Below are 22645 nucleotides of genomic sequence, written 5' to 3'. Positions count from 1 at the left end.
GAGCGATGGAGCGGGTCAGGCGGGTTGGGGCAGCGCGGTGTCGATCAGTGCCGCGTCGATCTTTTTCGGGGCCGGCGATTGCCGCGGGCCGGGCGCGGTGACCGCACCCTGCGAGGCCGAACCGACCAGGCGCGCGTACTTGGCCAACACGCCGGTGGTCACCCGCGGCTCGATGCGCGCGGGCTCGCGCGCGGCCAGGTCGGCGGCGACGTCGAGGCGACGGCTCTTGACGTCGATGCTGACCACGTCGCCTTCGCGCAGGCGTGCGATCGGGCCGCCGTGCGCGGCTTCCGGCGAGATGTGGCCGACCATGAAGCCGTGGGTGGCGCCGCTGAAGCGGCCGTCGGTGATCAACGCGACGTCGTTGCTCAGGCCCTGGCCGACCAGCGCGGCGGTGACCGCCAGCATTTCGCGCATGCCGGGGCCGCCGGCCGGGCCCTCGAAGCGGATCACCACGATGTCGCCGGCGTTGATCTTGCGGGCTTGCACCGCGGCGAACGCGGCTTCCTCGGAATCGAACACTCGCGCCGGGCCGGCGAAATGCTCGCGGCCGTGGCCGGCCAGCTTGAGGATGCAGCCTTCCGGCGCGAGGTTGCCGTAGAGGATCGAATAGCCGCCGCGCGGCTTCAGCGGGTCGGCGATCGGCCGCACCACGTCCTGGACGTCGGCCATGCGCGCCTCGGCCAACTCCAGGAAAAAGGAACGGCCGGTGACCGTCGGAATATCCTCGATCAAACCGGCCGCCTTGAGTTCGCGAGCGACCAGTGCCGCACCGCCGAATTCGAACATCTCCGCGGCGGTGTAACGGCCGCCCGGTTTCAGGTCGGCGATGACCGGCGTATGCGCGGCGGCCTCGAATTCTTCCAGGTCGAAAGCGACGCCGGCTTCGTGGGCGATCGCCAACAGGTGCAGGGCGGCATTGGTGGAACCGGCGGTGGCCGAGACCGCGCGCGCTGCGTTGCGCAACGCATGGGGAGAGAGAAGCGCACGCGGTCTCGGCCCGCCATTGCGCAACTGCTGCATGACCATCTCGCCGCAGGCGCGCGCGGCCTCGGGCTTGTCGGCGTGGATCGCCGGGATGTCGTTGAGGCCCAGCGGCGACAGGCCCAGGAAGGTCAGCACCATCGCCATGGTATTGGCGGTGAACTGGCCGCCGCAGGCACCGGCGCCGGGGCAGGCATGCGACTCGATGCGATGCAGCTCGGCGTCGTCGATGCGCCCGGCCGAATGCGCGCCGACCGCCTCGAACACGTCCTGCACGGTCAGCGGCTTGTCGTCCTGGCCGGCTTTCGACGGGCAGTGGCCCGGCATGATCGTGCCGCCGTAGAGGATCACGGTCGGGATATCCAGGCGCGCGGCGGCCATCGCCGCGGCCGGGATGGTCTTGTCGCAACCGACCAGCAGCACCATCGCGTCCAGGCAATGGCCGGACACCGCCAGTTCGATCGAATCGGCGATGGTTTCGCGCGAAGCCAGCGAAGCGCGCATGCCGTCGGTGCCCATCGCGATGCCGTCGGTGACGGCGATGGTGTTGAACTCGATCGGCGTGCCGCCGCCGTCGTGCACGCCGCGGCGCACGTGCTGGGCCAGGTCGCGCAGGGTGATGTTGCACGGCGAAACGTCGGACCAGGTGTGGACGACGGCGACCAGCGGTCTGGCGATGGCCGCGTCGTCGAGGCCGGTCGCACGCAACATCGCGCGTGCGGGGGCTCGGGCCGGGCCTTGCTTGATGGCGTTGCTTCTCACGAACGGGTGTTCCTAAGTCGTTGGCGACAGGAACCCAGGGCCTTAAAACGAAAAACCCCGCGCCTTTCGGGCGCGGGGTCTAGGTTCTTTCGACCTGGGTTTGTGTGTTTTTGCTACACGTACCCGACTCCCGCGCTGGTTAGCGAGGTAATAAGTACGAGGACGAGAATAAGCGTGGCGATAGCCGGACCGTGTCGGAGCGCAACGCGCGCGGCGTCGTTCGAGGCCTGCCGGGCCTGGACCGAAGTCGTCTGCGAGTGGTTGTTGCGCTGCGTCATGTCAGCGAGAAGAACATGCCCGTTCCGGGCTTGTCAATAGTTTCTTGGAAAACCATCGCAGGCCGCGTAAGCGGTCACACCTCAGCTTGGCGCAGCCAATGTGCTTTGTGCCCACTGCAGTTCTCCCATGCAGTTCCCCGCTTCGGAAAAGGGGGGGGGCAGGCGGGTCTGCTCTGGCTTTCATCTCTTCGCGAAAGCAGATCCCCCACGTGCCGCCGCGTTCAGACTTCATGTCTGCGCCGGACGTGGCCCCCTTTGCCAAAGGGGGCGCGTGGGCCGCGCGCGTTTGCTCAGGCACGATCCACCGACTAAGCGCTACCCGCCAACAACCGCTCGCGCAACGCCGCGTAGTCGGCCGCCAACGGTTCGGCGCTCGCCGGGCGCGCCAAGGACTCGGCCAAGGCCGGGGGCGGTTCGACCGCATGGCCGACCAGCGGCTCGACGATGCTGTCGAACTTGGCCGGGTGCGCAGTCGAGACCACCGCCCACGGGCGTTCGTCGCCGCGCGCGCGCGAGGCCTCGAGCAAGTGCAGGCCGGTCGCGGTGTGCGGGCAGGGCACGATGCCGTGGCGCTGCGGCGCGTTGCGGATGGTCTCGGTGATGGTGGCATCGTCGACGCCGACCGCGCGCACGGCGGCGCGCAGCTCGGCGTCGTCGCGGTGCCAATGGCGCAGGCGCTCGAAGTTGCTCGGTGCGCCGACGTCCATCGCGTTGGCGAGGGTCGCCCGGGTCGGCTGAGGCAGATAGTCGGCGCCGGCGAAGTAACGCGGCAAAGTGTCGTTGGCGTTGGTCGCAAGCACGATCTCGCCGATCGGCAGGCCCATGCCCTTGGCGACGAACGCCGCGCAGGCGTTGCCGAGGTTGCCGGTGGGGACGATGAAGTTGAGCGGCTCGCCGCGTTCGGTGTAATGGCGTGCGGCGGCGTGCGCGTAGTACGCCGCTTGCGGCAACAAACGGCCGAGGCTGATGCTGTTGGCCGAACTCAGCGGCCTTAACGTGCGCAGGGCTTCGTCCGACAAGGCGTGCTTGGCCAGGCGCTGGCAGGCGTCGAAATCGCCGTCGACGCGCAGCGCGCGGACGTTGTCGCCCCAGCAGCCCAGGCCGTGCGCCTGGCGCGGCGAGACGCGGCCGTCGGGATACAGGATCACCACCTCGAAGCCGGGACGGCGATGGAACGCGGCCGCGACCGCGGCGCCGGTGTCGCCCGAAGTCGCGACCAGGATCGTGGTCGGTGCTGCGTCGGACGCGCGCAGGCCGGCGAGCGCTGCGGCGAGAAAACGCGCGGCGTAATCCTTGAAGGCGGCGGTCGGACCATGGAACAACTCGAGCAGCCAATCGTCCGGCCGCGACAATGGGCGCAGCGGCGCATCGAAGGAGAACGCGTGCCCGCAGATTTCGGCGAGGCCGTCGCGCAGGCGCGAGTGCTCGAAGTACGGCGCCAGAATCGCGTGCGCGGTATCGGCGAGGCGTTCGCCTTCGAGTGGTTGCGCCACAGGCGGAATGCGTTCGGGAACATACAGGCCGCCGTCGGGCGCGAGACCGGCGACGAGCGCCTGGTCGATTGCGGTCGGCGGAGTGTTGCCGCGGGTGCTGAGGAAGTTCATGCGGTGTCCGGAAGTGATGGGGTGGCGCTTGTTGCGTGAACAGCAACTTCCCCCTCGATCCCTTTTGTCAAAGGGGGAAAACAAGCACGTCGGATAGGCGGATGCCGGAAGTGGATGGAAGTGCGGAGCTTGCCTTTGCTCTCACCTTTGACGGAGGGACTGGGGGGCTGTTGCTTATGTTCTCAACCCCAGGCCACCTCCCTACCCGATCACCTCCGCGCGCGGTCCCGCCACCGGCGTGACGTAGGCGCGCGAATCGAAACCGGCGTCGGCGAAGGCCTGCCGCATCGACGGCGCCGCCGCGGCCGCTTCGGCGCGCGAGGCGAACCAGGCGAAGCAGCTCGGGCCGGCGCCGGAGATGCTCGCGCCGAGCGCGGCGTGATCGAGCGCAGCCGCCTTGACCGCGGCGAAGCCGGGGATCAACGGGGCGCGACGCGGTTCCACCAACAAGTCGACCAGGCCTTCGCGCAACAGGCTCGCATCGCCGCGCTGCAGTCCGGTCAGGAACAAGGCCAGGTGCGCGCTCTGCTTCACCACCAGCGGCAGACCGTAGGGGTCGGCGAGCACGGCGCGGGCGCGCCGCGTTTCCAACACTTGGTCCGGGTGCACCACCACCGCATACAGCCACTCGGGCACCGACAACGGAATCATCCGGGTCGAGGTCGCCATGACCACGCCGCCGAGCAGCATCGGCGCGACGTTGTCGCCGTGGCGGCTGCCGCTCGACACCGACTCGCCGTCGAGGGCGAATTCGTACAGTGCATCGCGCGACAGCGGTTGCGCGAGCACCGCATTGGCGGCGACCAGCGCGGCGACGCAGGACGCCGCCGAGCCGCCGAGGCCGGAGCCGAGCGGAATGCCCTTGTCGAGTTCGAGTTCGAAGCCATGGCTCAGGCCGAGTTTCCCGCGCAACGCGATCAAGGCCTGGCCGGCGGTGTTGCGCGCGGCTTCCAGCGGCAGCGAGTCGGCGCCGGGCACGTCGCCGCGGATCGCGCGGATGCGCACTTGCGGCGCGTCGATGCGGCGCACCGTGGCGACATCGCGCGGGCCTTCGATCGAATGGCCGAGCAGGTCGAAGCCCACGCCGATGTTGCCGACGCTGGCCGGCGCGAACGCGCTGGCCTGGCGCCGTTCCGTGGCGGCGCCGGAGCCGGACGGAGCGGATGAGGAAGCGGAGGAAAAAGCGGCGCTCATGCACGGGCTCCAAGGGTTTGCGCGATCGTCAGCAGGTCGCCGAAGACGCCGGCGGCGGTGACGTCCGGGCCCGCGCCGGGGCCCTGCACCACCAGCGGATTATCGGCGTAACGGCGGGTGCGGAACTGGATCAGGTTGTCGGTGAGCGCGCCGTGCAAGGCGGCATGGCCCGGCGGCGGCGAGACCACGCCGACGCTGGCGCGGCCGTCGCGATCGAGGCGGGCGAGGTAACGCAGGCTCAGGCCGGCGGCGCGCGCGGCGTCGAAGCGTTGCTGCAGCGGCGCATCGAGTTCGTGCAGGCGCGCGAAGAATTCTTCCTTGGATACTTGGCGCAGCGCTTCCGGCACCAGGCTCTCTACTTCGATCTGGTCCAGCGACAGGGCGCGGCCGGCTTCCCGGGCGAGGATCACCAGCTTGCGGGCGACGTCGGTGCCGGACAGGTCGTCGCGCGGGTCGGGCTCGGTATAGCCGAGCGCATGCGCTTCGCGCACCAGTTCGGAGAACGCGGTCTGGCCGTCGTAGCGGTTGAACAACCAAGCCAGGGTGCCCGAGAGGATGCCTTCGACCTCGGTCAGCTCGTCGCCGGTGTCGAGCAGGGAGCGCAGGGTCTGGATCACCGGCAGGCCGGCGCCGACCGTGGCTTCGTAGCGGAACTGGCCGCCGCTGCGTTCGGCCTCGCGGATCGCCTCGTAACGCGCCAGCGATCCGGAACCGGCGTGCTTGCTCGGGGTGACGATGTGGATGCCGGCGGCGATCCACTGCGGGTAGAACGCGGCGACCGCATCGCTGCCGCTGCAATCGACGATCAGCGCATGCGGGATGTGCTCGGCGCGCACGTGGGCCGCGAAGCGTTCCAGGTCCAGGGTTTCCACGCCGCCGCCGGCCAGGGCCTGGTGCGCATCGTCGAAGGCCATCGCGCGCGGCGCCAGATGCATGCGGCGGCTGTCGGCGACCGCGCGCAGGCGCAGGTCGACCTTGTTGTGGCGGCGGTCGCGCTGGAAACGCGATTGCGCCTGGTGCAGTTGCGCGAGCAGCGCGCGGCCGACCTTGCCGGGGCCGATCAGGCCGATCGACAGGCAATGCGGCGACAGCCAGAACGCCGAATGCGCGGCGCGCAGGGCGCGGGTGGCGTCGCGCGCGGCGATCGCGACCGAGATGTTGCGCTCGCCGGCGCCCTGGGCGATCGCGCGCAGATTGATCCGCGCCTTGGCCAGGCCGTCGAACAATTGGGCGGCGACGCCAGGCGTGCCGACCATGCCGTCGCCGACCGCGGCGAGCACGCAGATGTCCGGGGTGACGATGACGTGCTGGGCCTGGCCGTCGGCCATCGCGTCGGCGAACGCGGCGAGGATGGCGTCGCGGCCGCGCGCGGCCTGGTCGGCGCGCACCACGCAACAGATCGAATGTTCGGACGAGCCTTGCGAAATCATCGTCACCGACACGCCGGCGCTGCGCAGCGCGCCGAACAGGCGTTCGGCGGTGCCGGGCACGCCGACCATGCCGTTGCCGACCAGTTCGAGCACGGCCAGATCGTGGACCAGGCTCAATCCCTTGACCGGCGCCGCATCGGGTTCCGACACCAGGCTGATCAGGGTGCCGGGGGCCTGTGGGTTGCGGGTGTTGCGGATGCGCAGCGGGATGCCGCGTTGCTGCACCGGCGCCAGCGTTTGCGGATGCAGGACCTTGGCGCCGAAGTAGGCGAGTTCGCAGGCTTCGGCGTACGACATCGTCGGCAGGCAGACTGCGTCGGGCACCAGGCGCGGGTCGGCCGAGAGCACGCCGTCGACGTCGGTCCATATCGTCAGCGCATCGGCGTCGAACAGGTTGGCGAAGATCGCCGCGGAGTAATCGCTGCCGTTGCGGCCGAGCGTGGTGTCGCGTCCCTGGCCGTCGCGGGCGACGAAGCCGGTGATGACCACGTCGCCGCCGGCATGCTGCTTGCGCCACTCGGCCAGGCGCGCGCGGCTCACCGCCCAGTCCACGCCGACGCCCATCTCGCCGGGATGCACCACCAGCACCTCGCGTGCGTCGAGCCGCGTCCAGCCCGCGGCGTCGCCGCCGAGCGCGGCGTACATGAGATGCGAGGACAGCACTTCGCCGAGGCCGGGCAGGGCCTCGCCGCGGGCGGAATCGGATGCGTTCGCCAGCGGTTCGAGCGCCGCGCGCAGGGTTTCGAACTCGGCCTCGATCGCGGCCCTGGCGCCATGACGATGCGAGGCGTCGAGCGCGTCGGCGGTGTCGAGGTGGCGGCGGCGCAACTGCGCCCAGGCCGGGGCCCAATCCTGGCCGGCGCGTGCGCTGGCGACCAGGGCCACCAGGGCATCGGTGACGCCCTGCATCGCCGAGACCACCACCACCCGGTGCGGCGAACCGTCATCGAGCAGGCTGGCGGCGATGCGGTAGCGGCCGGCATCGGCCAGGCTGCTGCCGCCGAACTTGTGGGCATGGCGCGCGGGCGCGCGCACCGGCGCATGGGCCGAGCCCTGCACGGGCGGCGAGAAGGCGTGCGCGGGTTTGGACGCTTCGGCGTCGGACCCAGCCGCTTCGGGCTGGTCGTCTAGAACTGACTGAGGCTGAGCGGACGACATGGAAAACTCCTGATGGAGCTCCGTGTCCCGGTTCGGGTGAGGCTGGCAGCCCGCACCCTGGTCGGGTGCGGAGCGGCGTGGTCGATTAGCTGGACACGCCCGTCCGCACCTGGTGAGAGGTGGTACCGGTACCGGTGGTGGTAATCGACATCGACGCAATCGCCGATACCCCGCCTTGCGGCTGGGTCGAGACGTTGCGGGCGATGGCGAAGGCGGGGTGCATGGGCTAGCAATAACCCGCCGTTGTGCGGCGCGTCAAGAGGGGGACGGCCAGAGTGTGGCGAACGGCGGAATCGGCCGCCGCCCGGTCCGGCTGCGCCGGCGGGCGCCGGCCCGCGGGCGGACCGGCCCGGCGCGGACTAGCGGCCGTAGTTCGCGGTGATGCGGGCCTGGCCGATGACGTGGTCGCGCAGCATGAAGGCGGCCAGCGCGCCGCCGGCGTTCGCATCGAGCTTGAGCGAGTCGACCTTCAGCGCCCACACGGTGAATTCGTAGCGATGGGCGGTGCCCACCGGCGGGCAGGGCCCGGCATAACCGGCGCGGCCGAAATCGTTGCGCGTCTGCACGGCGCCCGGCGGGAAGGCTTTCGCGACCGAACTCGCGCCGCTGTCGAGAAACGCCGCCTTGACCGGAATATTGACCACCACCCAATGCCACCAGCCCTTGCCGCCGGCCGCATCGGGGTCGTACATGGTCACCGCGAAACTGCGGGTGCCGGCCGGCGGGTTGTGCCAGGCCAGCGCCGGCGAACGATTGGCGCCCTTGCAGCCGAAGCCGTTGAACACGTGGCGCGCATCGATGGCGTCGCCCTCGCGGATGTCGGGGCTCTCGACGACGAACTCGGCGGCCGATCCCAGCGGCGATGCGAGCAGCAGGACGAGGGACGGAACGTGGCGCAACAGGTTCATGGCGTGGCATCCGTGTGAGCGATGGACCGAGGCCTGGGCATCGGCGGGGCGTGCGCGCAGCACGCTCATGCGGGGTAGCGGGGCGCATTATCGCCGGCCGGCGACAGGACGCGCGCCTCAGGCGCCCCAGGGCGGCGGAGGAGCCGGCACCGGCCGGGTCAGGTCGAATTCGACCCGGAACAATCGCCCGGGGCGGGCGAGTTCGTAGACGAAGCGGCCTTCGTCGATCTCGATCGCCCAGACGTTGGGAATCGAGACCGCGCGATCGAGCCGGCCGAACAAGGCCTTGCTCTCATCGTCGGCGGGAAACTCGTAGCGGCCGCTGGCCTGCGACTCGCGCCAGTCGCCGCCGTACATCGTCATCGCGTCGGCGCTGCCGTCGGCGTGGCGATGATCGTGCTTGAGGTTGAAGCGCGCGCCGTCGTCGCGCAGCACCCAGGTGCGCGAGCGGTCCTCGCCGACATGGAACGGCACCCGGATCTCGTTCGCGCCGCAATCGCGCACGTGCATGATCAGGGGCTTGCCGGCGAAGGGGTTGTCGGCGCTGGTCGGGGTGTCGACGACGACGCGCCCGGCGTAGGCCTTGCCGCACAGCGGACGCAGACGGTCGAGCAGGTCGGAGCGATGGCTCGCCGCGGTGGCGGCCGGTGCGGAAGCGCCATCGGCGGAGCCGGGCTTCGCGGTCGGGCCGGTGCAAGCGGCCAGGGCGAGGGCCAGCGGGGCCGCGAGCAACGCGGCGAGAGTGGGCGGGCGGTCGGCGCGTCGGCGCGGCTGGGACGGTTTCATCGCCGAACCCTAGCCGGCCCGGCCGCGGCGGGCAATCGCCGGATCGCGCCTGCGCGGATTCGCCCGCGGCCCGCCCGGATTGGCGCCGTCGCCGGTTTCCATGTCTAATGCGCGTTGAAGCGGGGGTACCGCCGGCGGCCTGAACGGCCCGGTGGTTGAGACAGACCCTTCGAACCTGATGCGGTTGAGACCGCCGTAGGGAAGCTTCGCCGGAGGCGCCGCGGGCGCGTCCGCGCGCCGCCCGCTTCGTCCCGGCTCGAATGAGCCAAGCTCAAAGAGCTATCCACAGGACGAACTTCGATGAATGCGGTGCCCAGCGAACTGATCCAGCAAGCCGAGAAGCTGTCGGCCGACGTCACCCGCCCGATCCCCGGCTCGCGCAAGATCCACGTGCAAGGCTCGCGCCCGGACCTGCAGGTGCCAATGCGCGAGATCGCGCTGGCGCGCACCCCGACCATCTTCGGCGGCGAAGACAATGCGCCGCTGGCGGTCTACGACACCTCGGGCATCTACACCGATACCGGCGCGGTCATCGACCTCGCCGCCGGCCTGGCGCCGTTGCGCGCCGGCTGGATCGCCGAACGCGGCGACACCGAGGCGCTGGGCGGCCTGTCCTCGGAGTTCGGTCGCAAGCGCGAGCACGACCCCAAGCTCGCGCACGTGCGTTTCGGCAACCGGCCGCTGCCGCGCCGGGCCGTCGCAGGCGCCAACGTCACCCAGATGCATTACGCGCGCCGCGGCATCGTCACCCCGGAAATGGAATACATCGCGATCCGCGAGAACCAGCGCCTGGAAGCGATCCGCGAAGGCCATCTGCTGACCCAGCACCCGGGCCAGAGCTTCGGCGCGAACATCCAGAAGATCATCACTCCGGAATTCGTCCGCGACGAAGTCGCGCGCGGACGCGCCATCATTCCGAACAACATCAACCACCCGGAAAGCGAGCCGATGATCATCGGCCGCAACTTCCTGACCAAGGTCAACGCCAACATCGGCAACAGCGCGGTGTCCTCGGGCATCGCCGAGGAAGTCGAGAAGCTGGTGTGGTCGATCCGCTGGGGCGCCGACACGGTCATGGACCTGTCGACCGGCAAGCACATCCACGAGACCCGCGAGTGGATCATCCGCAACTCGCCGGTGCCGATCGGCACGGTGCCGATCTACCAGGCGTTGGAAAAAGTCGACGGCCGCGCCGAGGAACTCAACTGGGAGATCTTCCGCGACACCCTGATCGAACAGGCCGAGCAGGGGGTGGACTATTTCACCATCCATGCCGGCGTGCTGCTGCGCTACGTGCCGCTGACCGCCAAGCGCGTCACCGGCATCGTCTCGCGCGGCGGCTCGATCCTGGCCAAGTGGTGCCTGGCGCATCACAAGGAGAATTTCCTCTACACCCACTTCGAGGAAATCTGCGAAATCATGAAGGCCTACGACGTGGCCTTCTCGCTCGGCGACGGCCTGCGCCCGGGCTCGATCGCCGACGCCAACGACGCCGCCCAGTTCGGCGAACTGGAAACCCTGGGCGAGCTGACCAAGATCGCCTGGAAGCACGACGTGCAGACCATGATCGAAGGCCCCGGCCACGTGCCGATGCAGTTGATCAAGGAGAACATGGACAAGCAGCTCGAGGTCTGCGGCGAAGCGCCGTTCTACACCCTCGGGCCGCTGACCACCGACATCGCCCCGGGCTACGACCACATCACCTCGGCGATCGGCGCGGCGATGATCGGCTGGTTCGGCACCGCCATGCTCTGCTACGTCACCCCGAAGGAGCACCTGGGCCTGCCGAACAAGCACGACGTGCGCGAAGGCCTGATGGCCTACAAGATCGCCGCCCACGCCGCCGACCTGGCCAAGGGCCATCCCGGCGCGCAGGCGCGCGACAACGCGATGAGCAAGGCGCGCTTCGAGTTCCGTTGGGAAGACCAGTTCAACCTCGGCCTCGATCCGGAGCGCGCCCGCGAGTACCACGACGAAACCCTGCCGAAGGACGCGCACAAGGTCGCCCACTTCTGCTCGATGTGCGGCCCGCACTTCTGCTCGATGAAGATCACCCAGGACGTGCGCGACTACGCCAAGGAACACGGCGTCGAGGAAACCGCCGCGCTCGACGAGGGCATGGCCGAAAAGGCCGCCGAGTTCCGCGCCCAGGGCGCCGAGGTCTACCGCCGCGCCTGAGCGGCGCGGACCGCCCGGCGCGACGCGGTTGCGTCGCGCCGGTGTCGCGGGGCTGCGACGACAGCACGCCGCGGCGTCGCGCTTGAGGGTGGGGGCGGCGCAAGCCCCGACCACCCGCAGCGACGAACGCAGCCGCAGTAGCCGCAGTAGCCGAAGCCTCGTTGCACGAAAGCTCGGCTGTTCGTTGCGAATCTCGAAACCGGATGCGACCGGATGCCCCAAGCTTCGGCGGCGTCGTGGTATTCGGCCTCTTCGGTGGGTCGCGGCCCACGCCGCTCCTGCAGGGAGCGATCGCCCGGCCTGCATTCGAGCGACCACCCCGCTCACCCCTCTGTGCGCCGCCGGCCAAGTCCTGCACACTCTCGCCGCATGAGCGAGCGCAGCTACACCTCCCTGAAATGGCGCGTCCATGCGCGACGCCACCCCTCGGCCTTCCTGCTCGCGGCGCAGTTGCTGAGCATGCTCGCCTATCCCCTGTTCGAGCCGTCCGGCGGCGGGCGGGTGGTGTTCGGCGCGTTCGGCGTGCTGGTGTTGGCGCTGGCGGTGTGGGTGGTCAACCGCAGCCCGGCGATCAAGTGGATCGCCTGGATCATCGCGGTGCCGGCGTTCGCGCTGTCGGTGCTGTCGGTGCTGTTCGCCAGCCCGAGCCTGCTGATCGCCTCGTCGGCGCTGGAGGCGGCGCTGTACTTCTATGCCGCCGGCAGCCTGATCGCCTACATGATGAGCGACCACCGGGTCACGGCCGACGAGCTGTTCGCGGCCGGGGCGACCTTCACCCTGCTGGCCTGGGGCTTCGCCTATGCCTTCCTGGTCTGCCAGGCCTGGTATCCGGGCAGTTTCGTCGGCGCCGAACGCCCGGGCGAGCCGCGCACCTGGATCGAGCTGCTGTTCCTGAGCTTCACCAATCTGTCGGCGGTCGGCCTCGGCGACATCCTGCCGATGAGCCCGGCGGCGCGGGTGTTGACCATGTTCGAGCAGTTCGCCGGGGTGGGGTACATCGCCGCGGTGGTGTCGCGCCTGATCGGCCTGACCATCCTGCGCAACGAGCGGCGCTGAGCCGCTAACACCGCCCGATTACAGGACCATGCTCGGCTCGCGGGCCCTTTTGGAACGATACGTTCCGGCGTTTCGGCCGGTTTCGGGCCGCCTGCGTCACTCGAACAGGCCCGGCTCAGCTTCGCGGACGCTAGAATAGGCGGTTCCAACGCGCTTTACCGATTGCGCCATCGCGCCATGCCGGATATGTCGGTTTGTCGTCTCGCCGCCCATGCGTTCAGGCACATGACCGGCGCTGGGCGAGTGCGCATCATCAGCAGGATACATGCCGCGAATTCACGAGCCATCGTTACCGCCCCCGCCCGCCGAGCAACTGCGGGTGGGGGAGTGCCTGGTCGACATTCCCTTGCGCGAGATCCGCGCACCGGGCGCCCGTCGGCCTCGCCGCATCACGCCCAAGTCGATGGGCGTGCTGCTGGTGCTCGTCGAACACGCCGACCGCGTGGTCAGCCGCGATGCGCTGCTGACCGAGGTCTGGCCCGACACCCTGCCGACCGACGACGTCGTCACCCAGGCCATCACCCAGTTGCGCAAGGCCTTCGACGAGGACCGCGGCAACCCGCGCTACATCGAGACCATCGCCAAGAACGGCTACCGCCTGCTGGCCGAGGTGGAATGGCTGCCGCCCGAGAGCGCGCCCTCGCATAGCCACGAACCGGCCGACGATGTCGAACTGTCGGCCGCGCCGGCGCCGGTCGACGAACACCTCGAGCCGGTGCCGTTGCCGAGCAGTGCCTGGCCGCGCGGCACCTGGCGTTCTATCGTCGGCGTGATCGCGCTGGTGATCGGCCTGGTCGGCGGCCTGGTGTGGTGGTCGCTCGCGCGCCAGCCGCAATCCCCGGCGGCCGCGCCGGCGGTCGATCCGGCGCGGGCGACCAGTGCTCCGCGCCCGTACCGCCTGATCACCTCGATGCCGGGCTTCGAGCTCGCCCCGACCCTGTCGCCGGATGCGGCGATGGTGGCGTACGTGGCGATTCCCGAAGGCCAGCGCGGTACCGCGATCCTGGTCCAGACCACCGACCAGACCCCGCCGCGCCAACTGACCCAGCCCAATGGGCAGGCCGAGGACAGCGCCCCGGCCTGGTCGCCGGACGGCCGTTCGATCGCCTTCCTGCGGCTGGAGCCCGGGGTCTCGTGCCGGGTGCTGGTGATCGCCGCCAACGGCGGCGCCGAGCGCGAAGTCGGCGGCTGCGACTCGCGCAACCCGCCGACCTTCGACTGGACCGGCGACGGCCGCGGCTTGATCTTCGGCAGCATGTGGACCCCGCAAGGCATCGTCGGCATGCGCGTGCTCGACCTCGCCAGCGGCGAATGGCGCGCGGTGCCTTACGAGCCCGGCGCCGGCAACCTCGACCTGTCGCCGCGGTTCTCGCCGGACGGGCGCTGGCTGGTGTTCGTGCGCAACAGCCCGCAGGGCGATTTCTGGCGCCTGCCGGCCGAGGGCGGCAAGGCCGAACGGCTCAGCCACCTCAGCGCCGACGTGCGCGGCTGGGACTGGCTGCCGGACAGCCGCAACATCCTGTTCGGACGCATGATCGACGGCGACACCCGGATGTTCCGCCTCGACCTCGACACGGGCCAGGCCCGCGACCTGGGCATCGAGTCGGCTCAGGCGCCGGCGGTGGCGGCGGCGCGGCCGGCCGCGGCCTTCGTCCAGCGCAAGCCGTATTTCGGCCTGTTCCGGGTGGTGCTCGGCGACACCTCGCAGGGCGCGGTGCACGTGGTCGATCCGCTGTTCCCGTCCTCGGCCCGCGACATCCTGCCGACCATCGCCCCGGACGCGCACCAGATCGTGTTCGTCTCCGACCGCTCCGGCAGCACTCATCTGTGGTGGGCCGACATGGACCAGCCGGACTCGCTGCGCATGCTCCAGGGCGTGCAGCCCGGCACCCGCTACGCGCCGTCGTGGTCCGGCGACAGCACCCGGGTGACCGTGGTCGGGCCGGACGCGGAAGGCCGCAACGTGGTTCACGAGATCGTCCCGGCCAGCGGCCGCGTGACCCGCCTGCCGGTACCGCTGCAGGACCCGATCCAGGCGGTGCAGCTGCCCGACCCGCATCGCCTGCTGGTCCTGGCCGGCACCGGCGACGGCCGGCTGAGCCTGAATCTGTTCGACCGCCGCCTGCGCCCCTGGCGGCGGCTGGCCCAGCTGGCCGACGTGTCCGAGGTGCGGGTCGACGGCGCGCGCAACCGCCTGTTGTTCACCCGCCAGACCGAGGCCGGGCTGTGGCAGTCGGACCTGGACCTGACTCCGGCCAGCGTGCGTCGCATCGACGACGGAGAACCCGTCGCCGACCGCTACCGGCTGTGGGACGTGGCCACCGAGACCGGCGAGCTACGCTATCTCGACCAGCAGCCGACCTGCCTGTCCCTGCTGCGCCGGATCGCCTCGCCCGACCTGCCGCCGTCGGTGCTGTGCCTGGACCAGAGCCGGCGCTCGGCCATCAACGGATTCAGCCTGAGTCCGCGCGGCGACGCCGTTTATCTGGCCCTGGCCAAGTGGGATGGCGCTGATATCGGTTACATGGACCTGCCCGAAGAACCGAAGACCTTCGTGCCCGGCTGGCTCAACTGATTGATTTTTCGAATAAATGTTCTTTCGGAAAAGCTTCGGTTGTGACGTCGTTCCGAATTCGCCTAACTCTCCGTCAAATTTCTGAAGTCGCGCGCCGGAGTTAGGCAAAACAACACCTCATTCTCGGCACATGAGGTGGACCAATGGAGCAAGCATTGTGGGCGGACCGCGGACAGCTGTTGCAGCTGGACGGTCAGGATCCCGCCGTTCAGGCCAGTTGCGTCGGCGTCTCCCGTCTCGGCAGCGCCCAGCTGTCGGGCGCGCATTTCTCGATCTGGGTCCAGCTGCGCGGCAGCTCCTGGGTCGAAGCCAAGGAAGGTAAGTTCCGGCTCAAGCGCGGCGACTGGATCGCGTTCGAGCGCGATTCCAAGCCGGTCCTGCAGGCCGACCGCTACGGCGTCTGCATCGGCCTTAACCTGACCGCCGACGCGATCAAGGCCATGGCCCGGCTCGCCGAGTGCAACCTGTACGCGGGCCGCGGCCACATGAGCCGCCACGACGCCCGCATCGCCCTGCGCCTGTGGCGCCAGGCCCATGCCCGCAACGGCGAGGCCGACGGCGGCCTGGACATCAACGCCTTGCGCCCGATCCTGTTGCACCTGGCCGGCGTCCAGCGCGAGCTGACCGCGCGCATCCAGCGCTGCCCGGGCCGCTCGCGCAGCCGCAAGCGCCAGGTGTTCGGCCGTCTGCAGCGCGCCCGCCTGTACCTGGAAGGCAACTGCGACCGGGTGGTGCGGATCAGCGAGCTGGCCGAGCTGACCAGCTTCTCGAGCTGGTACTTCTCCAAGACCTTCCACAGTCTGTATGAGGAGAGCCCGCAGGCGGCGTCGGCGCGCATGCGCCTGGAGCACGCGGCCGATCTGCTCAAGAACACCTCGATGATGATCGGCGAGGTCGCCGCGGCCAGCGGGTTCGACAACTGCTGCAGTTTCGCCCGTGCCTTCCGCGCACGCTTCGGCACCTCGGCGACGCGGTATCGCAGCGCTGCCGCCAGCGCCAAGCTGGAATCGGTCCAGCTGCAATCGGCCCAGCTGCAATCGGCCCAGTTGAAGGCCGCTCAGCTGAAAGCGATCCAGCCGAAGTCGGCTGAGTTGGAAGCGGTCAAGCCGGCGGCCGAGCCCCTGCGCAAGGCCGCATGACCGCGTCGGTCATCGTGGGCCGGCAGGTCGGCGTACGCGGCATCGCATTACCGCAACATCGCAACAGGTAATCAGGACGACCGCTGAAGTTTCGAATGCGCGCCGCGCGCGCATCGAAACTTCGGCGAGGATCGTGGCTACGGCCGCGAGCGCAGGGCCAGCCCGGCACGATCGCCGCACGCGATCTCCCAGCACGCAGCGCCCCATCTCGATTTCTTCTCCAGCAACCTGCGCTGAATCGTTGCGCGGCGATTCGCGTCGCGCGCGTCGTTCCGAAGCGGCTCGAATTCATCCATCGTTCATTCCGAATGCATCGACAGCATCGGCAAACGTTTCGGTCGTCGCGCGCAAACGCATGCGTCCCGCGTGTGCAGCGTCGCATCGACTCGCTTCGCGAATTCGCTCATGAGCGAGGCGACGCGTTTTGATCGGCGCTTGATTGGCTCGTTGCGTTGTGGCCACGACCGCGACGACTCAATCGGCAAAGTCTCCCGGCCTCAAGGGCAAAGCACCAGCGGCGTTCGGGTCGTACTTTTGCAAAGCGTTTTAACACGCCCATAACGAGATTACTGGAGAGAGATAGATGAACCATCGCAGTCTGCGCCCCGCGGCGCGGTACGGCTTGCTGCCGTCCGCCATCGCTACGGCGTTAGTGTCGGCCCTGATCCCGGCGATCGCTGGCGCACAGGAAGCCGACGCCTCCAATCAGGCCACCACCACCCTCGACCGCATCGAAGTCACCGGTTCGCGCATCCGTCAGGCGAATCTGGAAACCTCGCAGCCGGTCGTCACGATGACGCGCGCCGACATCCAGAAGCAGGGCTTCACCAGCGTCGCGGACATCGTCCAGAACATCACCGCCACCGGTTCGCCGGCGATCTCGCGCGCTGACGCGCTGGCGTCGGGCGAAGACGTGGGCGGCCAGTACGTCGACCTGCGCAACCTCGGTCCGCAGCGCACCCTGGTGCTGATCGACGGCAAGCGCATGGGCATCAGCTCCAGCGGTTACTCCGACCTGGCGGCGATCCCGAGCTCGATCGTCGAGCGCATCGAAGTCCTCACCGACGGCGCTTCGGCCCTGTACGGTTCGGACGCGATCGCCGGCGTGGTCAACATCATCACCCGCAAGCGTTTCGACGGCCTCGAAGCCAGCGCCTACCTGGGCCAGTACGGCCAGGGCGACGGCAACAAGGAAGTCTATAACTTCGTCGTCGGCCAGACCGGCGAGCGCGGTTCGGTGACCTTGGGCGCCGAGTACAGCAAGGAAGATCCGGTCATGGCCCGCGATCGCGCCTTCACTCGCTACCCGAACGGTCGTGGCCACCCGGTCCCGGACATCGGCCCGGACGGCATCCGCACCAACGGCTGGAGCGGCATCAACCAGTGGGGCACCCTGTTCGACGACGCCGGCAACGGGCTGACCGCGAACCGTGGCACCACCGACACCTCGAACATCGCGAACTTCCACGCGACGAACCCGCTGACCGACTACGCCAACGCCAACGAGCAGATGTATCTGTCGACCGGCCTGGAGCGTCGTTCGGTGTTCGCCAACGCCGAGTTCGACATCACCGACAACCTGCGCGCCAAGGCCGACGTCCTGTACACGGACCGCGAAGCCATCCAGCAGATCGCCGGCTATCCGTTCCGTTCCACCGGTTTCAGCGACCGCTACGAAGGCGACCTCAGCCTGAAGGCCGGCAGCGCGTTCAACCCGCTGGGCTATGACGCCGACTTCTACCGCCGTGGTTGGGAAGTCCCGCGCCAGACCAAGTCCGAGCTGACCACCTACCGCTTCAGCGGCGGTCTCGAAGGTTCGTTCGAACTGGCCGGCAAGCCGTGGGATTGGGACGCCGGTTACATGTACAACCAGAACAAGGGCGTCAAGACCGGCACCGGCAATCTGTACCTGCCGCACGCCGAGAAGGCCCTGGGCCCGTCGTTCATCGACGCGGGCGGCGTGGCCCGTTGCGGCACCGCAGCCAACCCGATCGCCGACTGCCTGGCCTGGAACCCGCTGCTGGGTCCGGACGTCAATGCACCGGGTTCGTTGAACAACAAGGATCTGCAGAAGTACCTGTACCTGCCGACCCACGACACCTCGACCACCAAGACCGAGGTCTACAGCCTCAACCTCAGCGGCGTGCTCGCCACGCTGCCGGCGGGCGACCTCGGCCTGGCGGCCGGCTACGAGCACCGCAAGGAATCGGCGCACTACTCGCCGGACGCCCTGCTGCAGTCGGGCCTGAGCACCGACCTGGCCGGTAGCGAGACCCAGGGCGGCTACTCGCTCGACGAGTTCTACGTCGAACTCGCCGTGCCGGTGCTGGCCGATGTGGCCTTCGCGAAGGAACTGTCGTTCAGCCTCGCCGGCCGTTACTCGGACTACAACACCTTCGGCGACACCACCAACGGCAAGTTCAGCCTGAAGTGGAAGCCGATCGACGACCTGCTGGTGCGCGGCACCTACGCGACGGGCTTCCGCGCCCCGACCGTGGCCGACCTGTACGGCGGCGTCAGCGAGAGCTTCGACAACTACACCGATCCCTGCGACACGCTGTTCGGCTCGGCCGTGCGTAACCCGCAGGTCGCCGCGCGTTGCGGCGGCGTGGTCCCGGCGAACTTCCGCCAGGTCGCCTCCGGCGGTCGTCCGGCCACCGGTCCGAACGCCCAGTCCGACAGCGCGTTCCTGTCCGGCTCGAACCCGGATCTGATGCCGGAAACCTCGAAGTCGACCAGCATCGGTTTCGTCTACAGCCCGAGCTACGTCAGCGGCCTCGACATCAGCCTGGACTGGTGGAAGATCAAGATCGACGACGTCATCGCGGCTGAAACCGTCACCTCGATCCTCAACAACTGCTACGTCCTCGGCATCGACTCGGCCTGCGGCCGCTTCGTGCGCGACGGCGAAGGCCAGGTCGTGGGCGTGACTCGCAACCTGATCAACGGCGGTTACCAGGAAACGGCCGGTTACGACCTCGGCATCGCCTACCGTCTGATGGACACCCGCTTCGGCAACTTCTCGTTCACCTGGAAGACGACCTACGTCGACTACCTGGAATACAAGCGCGACGGCGAGTCCACCACCCCGGTCGAGCAGCGTACGAGCTGGGTCGCCGACGGCGGCAGCAACTTCCGCGTGCGTTCGAACTTGAACGCCGACTGGAGCTACGGCGACTTCGGCGCGAGCTGGGGCCTGCGTTACTACTCCGGCCTGAAGGAAGAGTGCTCGTACGATCTGGACGGCGGCGCGGAATGCGACAAGCCGAACTACCAGTCGAGCTACAAGGGCATCCAGCCGATTCGCGAAGTGGGCGGCAACACCTTCCACGACGTGCAGGTCCGCTACAACACCCCGTGGAACGCCACGGTGGCGCTGGGCGCGAACAACGTGTTCGACCACGTCGGCCAGACCATGTACAGCCAGCCGAACAGCAGCTTCTCGTACAACGGCAGCTTCGACATCGGTCGCTTCGTCTACATGAAGTACACGCAGCGCTTCTGATAAGCGTCAGGTAGTACCGCAATACGACTACGGCCCCGAAAGGGGCCGTAGTTCTTTGTGGCGGAAGCGGCCGATGAGGCTGCGGCCGTTGGTTCTCGCCGTTCGTTGGAAGAGCGCCAAATGGAGGACGAGGCGAGTGTCGTGAGCCGGCGCTTTTGGAAAGAGCAGAAAGTAGCTGCCTTTGTAGCTATCGCGGGCGGGCTGCTCTTTTGGTTCGGCTACGGTTGTTTAAAGGGATGTTGTTCGCCTTGCTCGTTATGGCGGTTCAGCGGCTGCGATCCTTTTCGACCGGTTGAAAGCGGGTGAATGGTGCAGTGCGAGTTGGGCCTGAAGGGAAAGAATCGAGAGCGATGACATGACACTTCGACACTTGGCTGGCGCCGAGATTTATCTGTTCTCGGTAGCTGTGTTTACAGTGGTGGTTTATTGCTTCATGCACGATCTGGAGACCGCAGCCTATGCATTCTTGGTTTCGGGGGCTTAGCCGTTCGTGCTCTTGGGAGACCTGCTCGATCTGATCAAAAGAGGAAGGTGTTGACTGCGGTAACGGCGTGGCGCTCGAATCGGCTTCAGGCTCGCCAGCGGGCCAACGGTGCCTCGCCGCAAAGCGAAAGGCCGCCCGAAGGCGGCCTTTTGTCTGATGCAGAACCGAGTACCGATCAGAACTTCGGCTTGTCTTCTTCCGAGGTGGCCGCGTAGCGCTCGATGGCTTCGACCAGGATCTTCCTGGCTTCCTCGGCATTGCCCCAACCGTCGAGCTTGACCCACTTGCCCTTCTCCAGGTCCTTGTAGTGCTCGAAGAAGTGGCCGATGCGCTCGAGCCAGTGCGGGCTGACCTGTTCGATGTCGTGGATGTGGCTGTAGCCGGCGAAGACCTTGTCGACCGGCACGGCGAGCAGCTTTTCGTCGCTGCCGGCTTCGTCGGACATCTTCAGCACGGCCACCGGACGGCAGCGGATCACCGAGCCCGGAATCAGCGGCAGCGGCAGGATCACCAGCACGTCGGCCGGGTCGCCGTCGCCGCAGACGGTGTGCGGCACGTAGCCGTAGTTGCAGGGATAGCGCATCGGAGTCGACAGAATGCGGTCGACGAAGATGGCGCCGGAGGACTTGTCGACCTCGTACTTGACCGGCTCGGCATCCTTCGGGATTTCGATGATGACGTTGATCTCGTGCGGCGGATTCTTGCCGGTGGAAACGAGGTCCAGACCCATGTGTGCTCCGACTGCTGTGGCCCGCCGGAAGGCGGGCGGTGAAAGAAGATGGGCCATTCTACGCGGCCGGGTGCTGCGTTGCAGCACGCGGCGGGAACCGGCCCGGCACGGCGCCAGCCGACGCGTAAACGGTCAATCGGCGGCAAAGCGGCGGCTTCGTGCACCGAACGGCGTGGAACGAGTGGCGACAGCGCGGCCGCGCGGGCGGCGGTCCGCGCCATGTCCAAACGCGCCAAGGCCTCGTCCAATGCCGCCCGGGCGGGTTCGGCCCGAGGCGGTTGCCGCTCCCGCCGGGCGGTGTTAATCCTGCATTTAGATCGAGACAAACGCGGGGGCGGCGATGGCGTGGTGGGGCTATGTCGAGCAGGAGCTGATCAGTTTCTTCGGCCTGGGGGCCCTGTTGAAGTTGCTGGCCGAGCAGGGATACCGGGCTTTGCTCAGTGCCGACGGTGCCGCTGCCCTGCTGTATCCGGTCATCCCGATCCTGCTGGTGTACGAATTGCTGCGCACCGTGGCCCAGCGCCGGTTCAAGCTCGAGGACTACAAGCTCCCTTTCCTGACCCTGCTGGCCAACCGGCTGATCTCGACTTTCCTGACCTTCGGGGTGGTGACCCTGTGCATCGGCCTGTTCCAGCCGTATGCGCCGTTCCAGGTCGGGATCGGCGTGCCCGGGCTGATCTACGGCTACCTGGTCTGGGAGTTCGCCCACTTCGTCTACCACTACCTCGCCCACAAAGTGCGCCTGCTGTGGTGCCTGCACTCGACCCACCACGCGCCGGTGGCGATGAATCTGTCGGTCAACTACGCCCACCTGTTTCTGGAAGCGCCTTACGCCGACTTCGTGCGCACCACGATCTGCATCCTGGCCGGGGTGGAGCCGCCGCTGCTGTTGCTGATCATGTTCGTCGACGGGCTGTGGGGACAGTTCATCCACCTCGGCGAGCATGCGCTGAAGGACGGGCGCCTCGGGGCGTTGCACCGGCTGATCCTGACCCCGGCGCATCACCGCGTGCATCACGCCCGCAACGCGGTCTACATGGACACCAATTTCTGCAACCTGCTCAACGTCTGGGACCGCGTGTTCCGCACCTATCAGCCGCAGCGCGAGGACGTGTGGATCGAGTACGGCATCACGCGGCCGCTGAAACCCGGCAGTTTTCTCGATGCCTATCTCGGCGAGTTCGTCGCCCTGTCGCGCGATATCGCCGCCGCGCCTGGATGGAAGAACAAACTGCTGTATCCGCTCATGCCGCCGGGCTGGAGCCACGACGGCGAGCACAAGACCGCGCAGGTCAGCAAACGCGCCTGGCTGGCGCAACAGGAGGCGCCATGAGGCGCGGGGCGGTCGTCGCGTGGCTGTTGTTCGCCGCGTGCGGGCCGGCGGCGACCGGCGAGCCCGCCCCAGCCAATCTGGCCCTGCATCGGCCGGCCACCGGCTCGGCGATCTGCAAGCCCGGCGAGGAAGCGGAGAAAGCGGTCAACGGCTTGCTCGCCAGCAAGACCCACGACAAGTTCTGTTCGCTGCAGCGGCCGGCCTGGCTGCGCATCGACCTGCAGGCTCAGCGCGAGCTGCGCGGCTTCACCGTCAAGCATGCCCAGGCCGGCGGCGAAGCGGCGGCGATGAACACCCGCGAGTTCGCGTTGTCGGTGTCCGACGACGGCGCGCGCTGGCGGCAGGTGGCGGAGGTCGACGACAACGTCGATGCCGTCAGCGTGCATCGCATCGCGCCGGCTAGGGCGCGTTATGTGCGCCTGGACGTGACCCAGCCGGCGCAGGACCCGGCCGATCCGGCCACCCGCATCTACGAACTGGAGGCCTGGTGAGCGCCCGGCCCGCCGCCGAACCGCTCCTGGGGACGACCCTAGCTTGGGTA

General features: G+C 68.4%; 14 protein-coding genes, 1 pseudogene and 1 riboswitch. Of the genes and pseudogenes, 7 read left to right on the top strand and 8 right to left on the bottom strand.

The window, feature by feature from the left end; all coding sequences use genetic code 11:
* Nucleotides 1-15: 15 nt before the first annotated feature.
* The 6 genes from ACSAMQ_RS05880 to ACSAMQ_RS05855 all read right to left on the bottom strand — a co-directional run bounded on the left by ACSAMQ_RS05880 (nucleotide 16) and on the right by ACSAMQ_RS05855 (nucleotide 9104).
* Complete coding sequence (locus tag ACSAMQ_RS05880; RefSeq protein WP_435394760.1) at nucleotides 16-1746, bottom strand: dihydroxy-acid dehydratase; 1731 nt, start codon at nucleotides 1744-1746, stop codon at nucleotides 16-18.
* 586 nt (nucleotides 1747-2332) lie between these two features.
* Complete coding sequence (gene thrC, locus ACSAMQ_RS05875; protein WP_435394759.1) at nucleotides 2333-3628, bottom strand: threonine synthase; 1296 nt, start codon at nucleotides 3626-3628, stop codon at nucleotides 2333-2335.
* Between the two features lie 201 nt (nucleotides 3629-3829).
* Nucleotides 3830-4822 carry a homoserine kinase gene (locus ACSAMQ_RS05870; RefSeq protein ID WP_435394758.1) on the bottom strand — a complete coding sequence of 331 codons (993 nt, stop codon included), beginning with the start codon at nucleotides 4820-4822 and terminating at the stop codon, nucleotides 3830-3832.
* The gene (thrA, locus tag ACSAMQ_RS05865; RefSeq protein ID WP_435394757.1) at nucleotides 4819-7410 is read right to left on the bottom strand and encodes a bifunctional aspartate kinase/homoserine dehydrogenase I; all 2592 of its coding nucleotides are present in this window, start codon (nucleotides 7408-7410) and stop codon (nucleotides 4819-4821) included. The genes ACSAMQ_RS05870 and thrA overlap by 4 nt, the downstream gene beginning before the upstream one ends.
* Nucleotides 7411-7769: 359 nt before the next feature.
* Nucleotides 7770-8318 carry a YbhB/YbcL family Raf kinase inhibitor-like protein gene (locus tag ACSAMQ_RS05860; protein ID WP_435394756.1) on the bottom strand — a complete coding sequence of 183 codons (549 nt, stop codon included), beginning with the start codon at nucleotides 8316-8318 and terminating at the stop codon, nucleotides 7770-7772.
* 117 nt (nucleotides 8319-8435) lie between these two features.
* Nucleotides 8436-9104 (bottom strand): hypothetical protein, encoded by a 669-nt coding sequence (locus ACSAMQ_RS05855; protein ID WP_435394755.1) that lies wholly within the window; start codon nucleotides 9102-9104, stop codon nucleotides 8436-8438.
* A gap of 111 nt (nucleotides 9105-9215) precedes the next feature.
* Nucleotides 9216-9324, top strand: a riboswitch (TPP riboswitch).
* Nucleotides 9325-9404: 80 nt separating this feature from the next.
* Between ACSAMQ_RS05855 and thiC the strand changes: the two genes are divergently transcribed.
* The 4 genes and pseudogenes from thiC to ACSAMQ_RS05835 all read left to right on the top strand — a co-directional run.
* Nucleotides 9405-11282, top strand: a complete 1878-nt coding sequence (gene thiC / locus ACSAMQ_RS05850) for a phosphomethylpyrimidine synthase ThiC (RefSeq protein WP_435394754.1) — start codon at nucleotides 9405-9407, stop codon at nucleotides 11280-11282.
* 369 nt (nucleotides 11283-11651) lie between these two features.
* Nucleotides 11652-12338 carry an ion channel gene (locus ACSAMQ_RS05845; protein WP_435394753.1) on the top strand — a complete coding sequence of 229 codons (687 nt, stop codon included), beginning with the start codon at nucleotides 11652-11654 and terminating at the stop codon, nucleotides 12336-12338.
* A gap of 265 nt (nucleotides 12339-12603) precedes the next feature.
* Complete coding sequence (locus ACSAMQ_RS05840; RefSeq protein ID WP_435394752.1) at nucleotides 12604-14913, top strand: winged helix-turn-helix domain-containing protein; 2310 nt, start codon at nucleotides 12604-12606, stop codon at nucleotides 14911-14913.
* 143 nt (nucleotides 14914-15056) lie between these two features.
* A pseudogene (locus tag ACSAMQ_RS05835) lies at nucleotides 15057-15908 on the top strand (helix-turn-helix domain-containing protein); the annotation flags it as partial.
* 281 nt (nucleotides 15909-16189) lie between these two features.
* Here the strand turns inward: ACSAMQ_RS05835 and ACSAMQ_RS05830 are convergent.
* The gene (locus ACSAMQ_RS05830; RefSeq protein ID WP_435394751.1) at nucleotides 16190-16348 is read right to left on the bottom strand and encodes a hypothetical protein; all 159 of its coding nucleotides are present in this window, start codon (nucleotides 16346-16348) and stop codon (nucleotides 16190-16192) included.
* Nucleotides 16349-16635: 287 nt separating this feature from the next.
* On the opposite strand from ACSAMQ_RS05830, the gene ACSAMQ_RS05825 reads away from it, so the two are divergent.
* The gene (locus ACSAMQ_RS05825; protein WP_435394750.1) at nucleotides 16636-19557 is read left to right on the top strand and encodes a TonB-dependent receptor plug domain-containing protein; all 2922 of its coding nucleotides are present in this window, start codon (nucleotides 16636-16638) and stop codon (nucleotides 19555-19557) included.
* Nucleotides 19558-20216: 659 nt separating this feature from the next.
* Here ACSAMQ_RS05825 and ppa read toward each other — a convergent pair.
* Nucleotides 20217-20771, bottom strand: coding sequence for an inorganic diphosphatase (ppa, locus tag ACSAMQ_RS05820; RefSeq protein WP_435394749.1), 555 nt, complete (start codon nucleotides 20769-20771; stop codon nucleotides 20217-20219).
* Nucleotides 20772-21111: 340 nt separating this feature from the next.
* Between ppa and ACSAMQ_RS05815 the strand changes: the two genes are divergently transcribed.
* Together ACSAMQ_RS05815 and ACSAMQ_RS05810 are read left to right on the top strand one after the other, a co-directional pair.
* The gene (locus ACSAMQ_RS05815; RefSeq protein ID WP_435394748.1) at nucleotides 21112-22104 is read left to right on the top strand and encodes a sterol desaturase family protein; all 993 of its coding nucleotides are present in this window, start codon (nucleotides 21112-21114) and stop codon (nucleotides 22102-22104) included.
* Nucleotides 22101-22595, top strand: a complete 495-nt coding sequence (locus ACSAMQ_RS05810) for a discoidin domain-containing protein (protein WP_435394747.1) — start codon at nucleotides 22101-22103, stop codon at nucleotides 22593-22595. The genes ACSAMQ_RS05815 and ACSAMQ_RS05810 overlap by 4 nt, the downstream gene beginning before the upstream one ends.
* The last annotated feature ends 50 nt before the right edge of the window (nucleotides 22596-22645 follow it).

It is taken from the genome of Lysobacter sp. 1R34A (genome assembly GCF_051217035.1).
Taxonomy (GTDB): Bacteria; Pseudomonadota; Gammaproteobacteria; order Xanthomonadales; family Xanthomonadaceae; genus Lysobacter.
The sequence above is the reverse complement of the archived record's forward strand: the minus strand, read 5'-3'. Positions and strand labels throughout refer to the sequence as shown.

Bases quoted from the DNA above. Each gene is read 5' to 3' on its own strand.
- ACSAMQ_RS05845 (WP_435394753.1), top strand. From the start codon at position 11,652: ATGAGCGAGCGCAGCTACACCTCCCTGAAATGGCGCGTCCATGCGCGA.
- ACSAMQ_RS05815 (WP_435394748.1), top strand. From the start codon at position 21,112: ATGGCGTGGTGGGGCTATGTCGAGCAGGAGCTGATCAGTTTCTTCGGC.
- ACSAMQ_RS05855 (WP_435394755.1), bottom strand. From the start codon at position 9,104: ATGAAACCGTCCCAGCCGCGCCGACGCGCCGACCGCCCGCCCACTCTC.
- ACSAMQ_RS05830 (WP_435394751.1), bottom strand. From the start codon at position 16,348: ATGGATGAATTCGAGCCGCTTCGGAACGACGCGCGCGACGCGAATCGC.
- ppa (WP_435394749.1), bottom strand. From the start codon at position 20,771: ATGGGTCTGGACCTCGTTTCCACCGGCAAGAATCCGCCGCACGAGATC.
- ACSAMQ_RS05810 (WP_435394747.1), top strand. From the start codon at position 22,101: ATGAGGCGCGGGGCGGTCGTCGCGTGGCTGTTGTTCGCCGCGTGCGGG.
- ACSAMQ_RS05860 (WP_435394756.1), bottom strand. From the start codon at position 8,318: ATGAACCTGTTGCGCCACGTTCCGTCCCTCGTCCTGCTGCTCGCATCG.
- thrC (WP_435394759.1), bottom strand. From the start codon at position 3,628: ATGAACTTCCTCAGCACCCGCGGCAACACTCCGCCGACCGCAATCGAC.
- thiC (WP_435394754.1), top strand. From the start codon at position 9,405: ATGAATGCGGTGCCCAGCGAACTGATCCAGCAAGCCGAGAAGCTGTCG.
- ACSAMQ_RS05840 (WP_435394752.1), top strand. From the start codon at position 12,604: ATGCCGCGAATTCACGAGCCATCGTTACCGCCCCCGCCCGCCGAGCAA.
- ACSAMQ_RS05825 (WP_435394750.1), top strand. From the start codon at position 16,636: ATGAACCATCGCAGTCTGCGCCCCGCGGCGCGGTACGGCTTGCTGCCG.
- thrA (WP_435394757.1), bottom strand. From the start codon at position 7,410: ATGTCGTCCGCTCAGCCTCAGTCAGTTCTAGACGACCAGCCCGAAGCG.
- ACSAMQ_RS05870 (WP_435394758.1), bottom strand. From the start codon at position 4,822: ATGAGCGCCGCTTTTTCCTCCGCTTCCTCATCCGCTCCGTCCGGCTCC.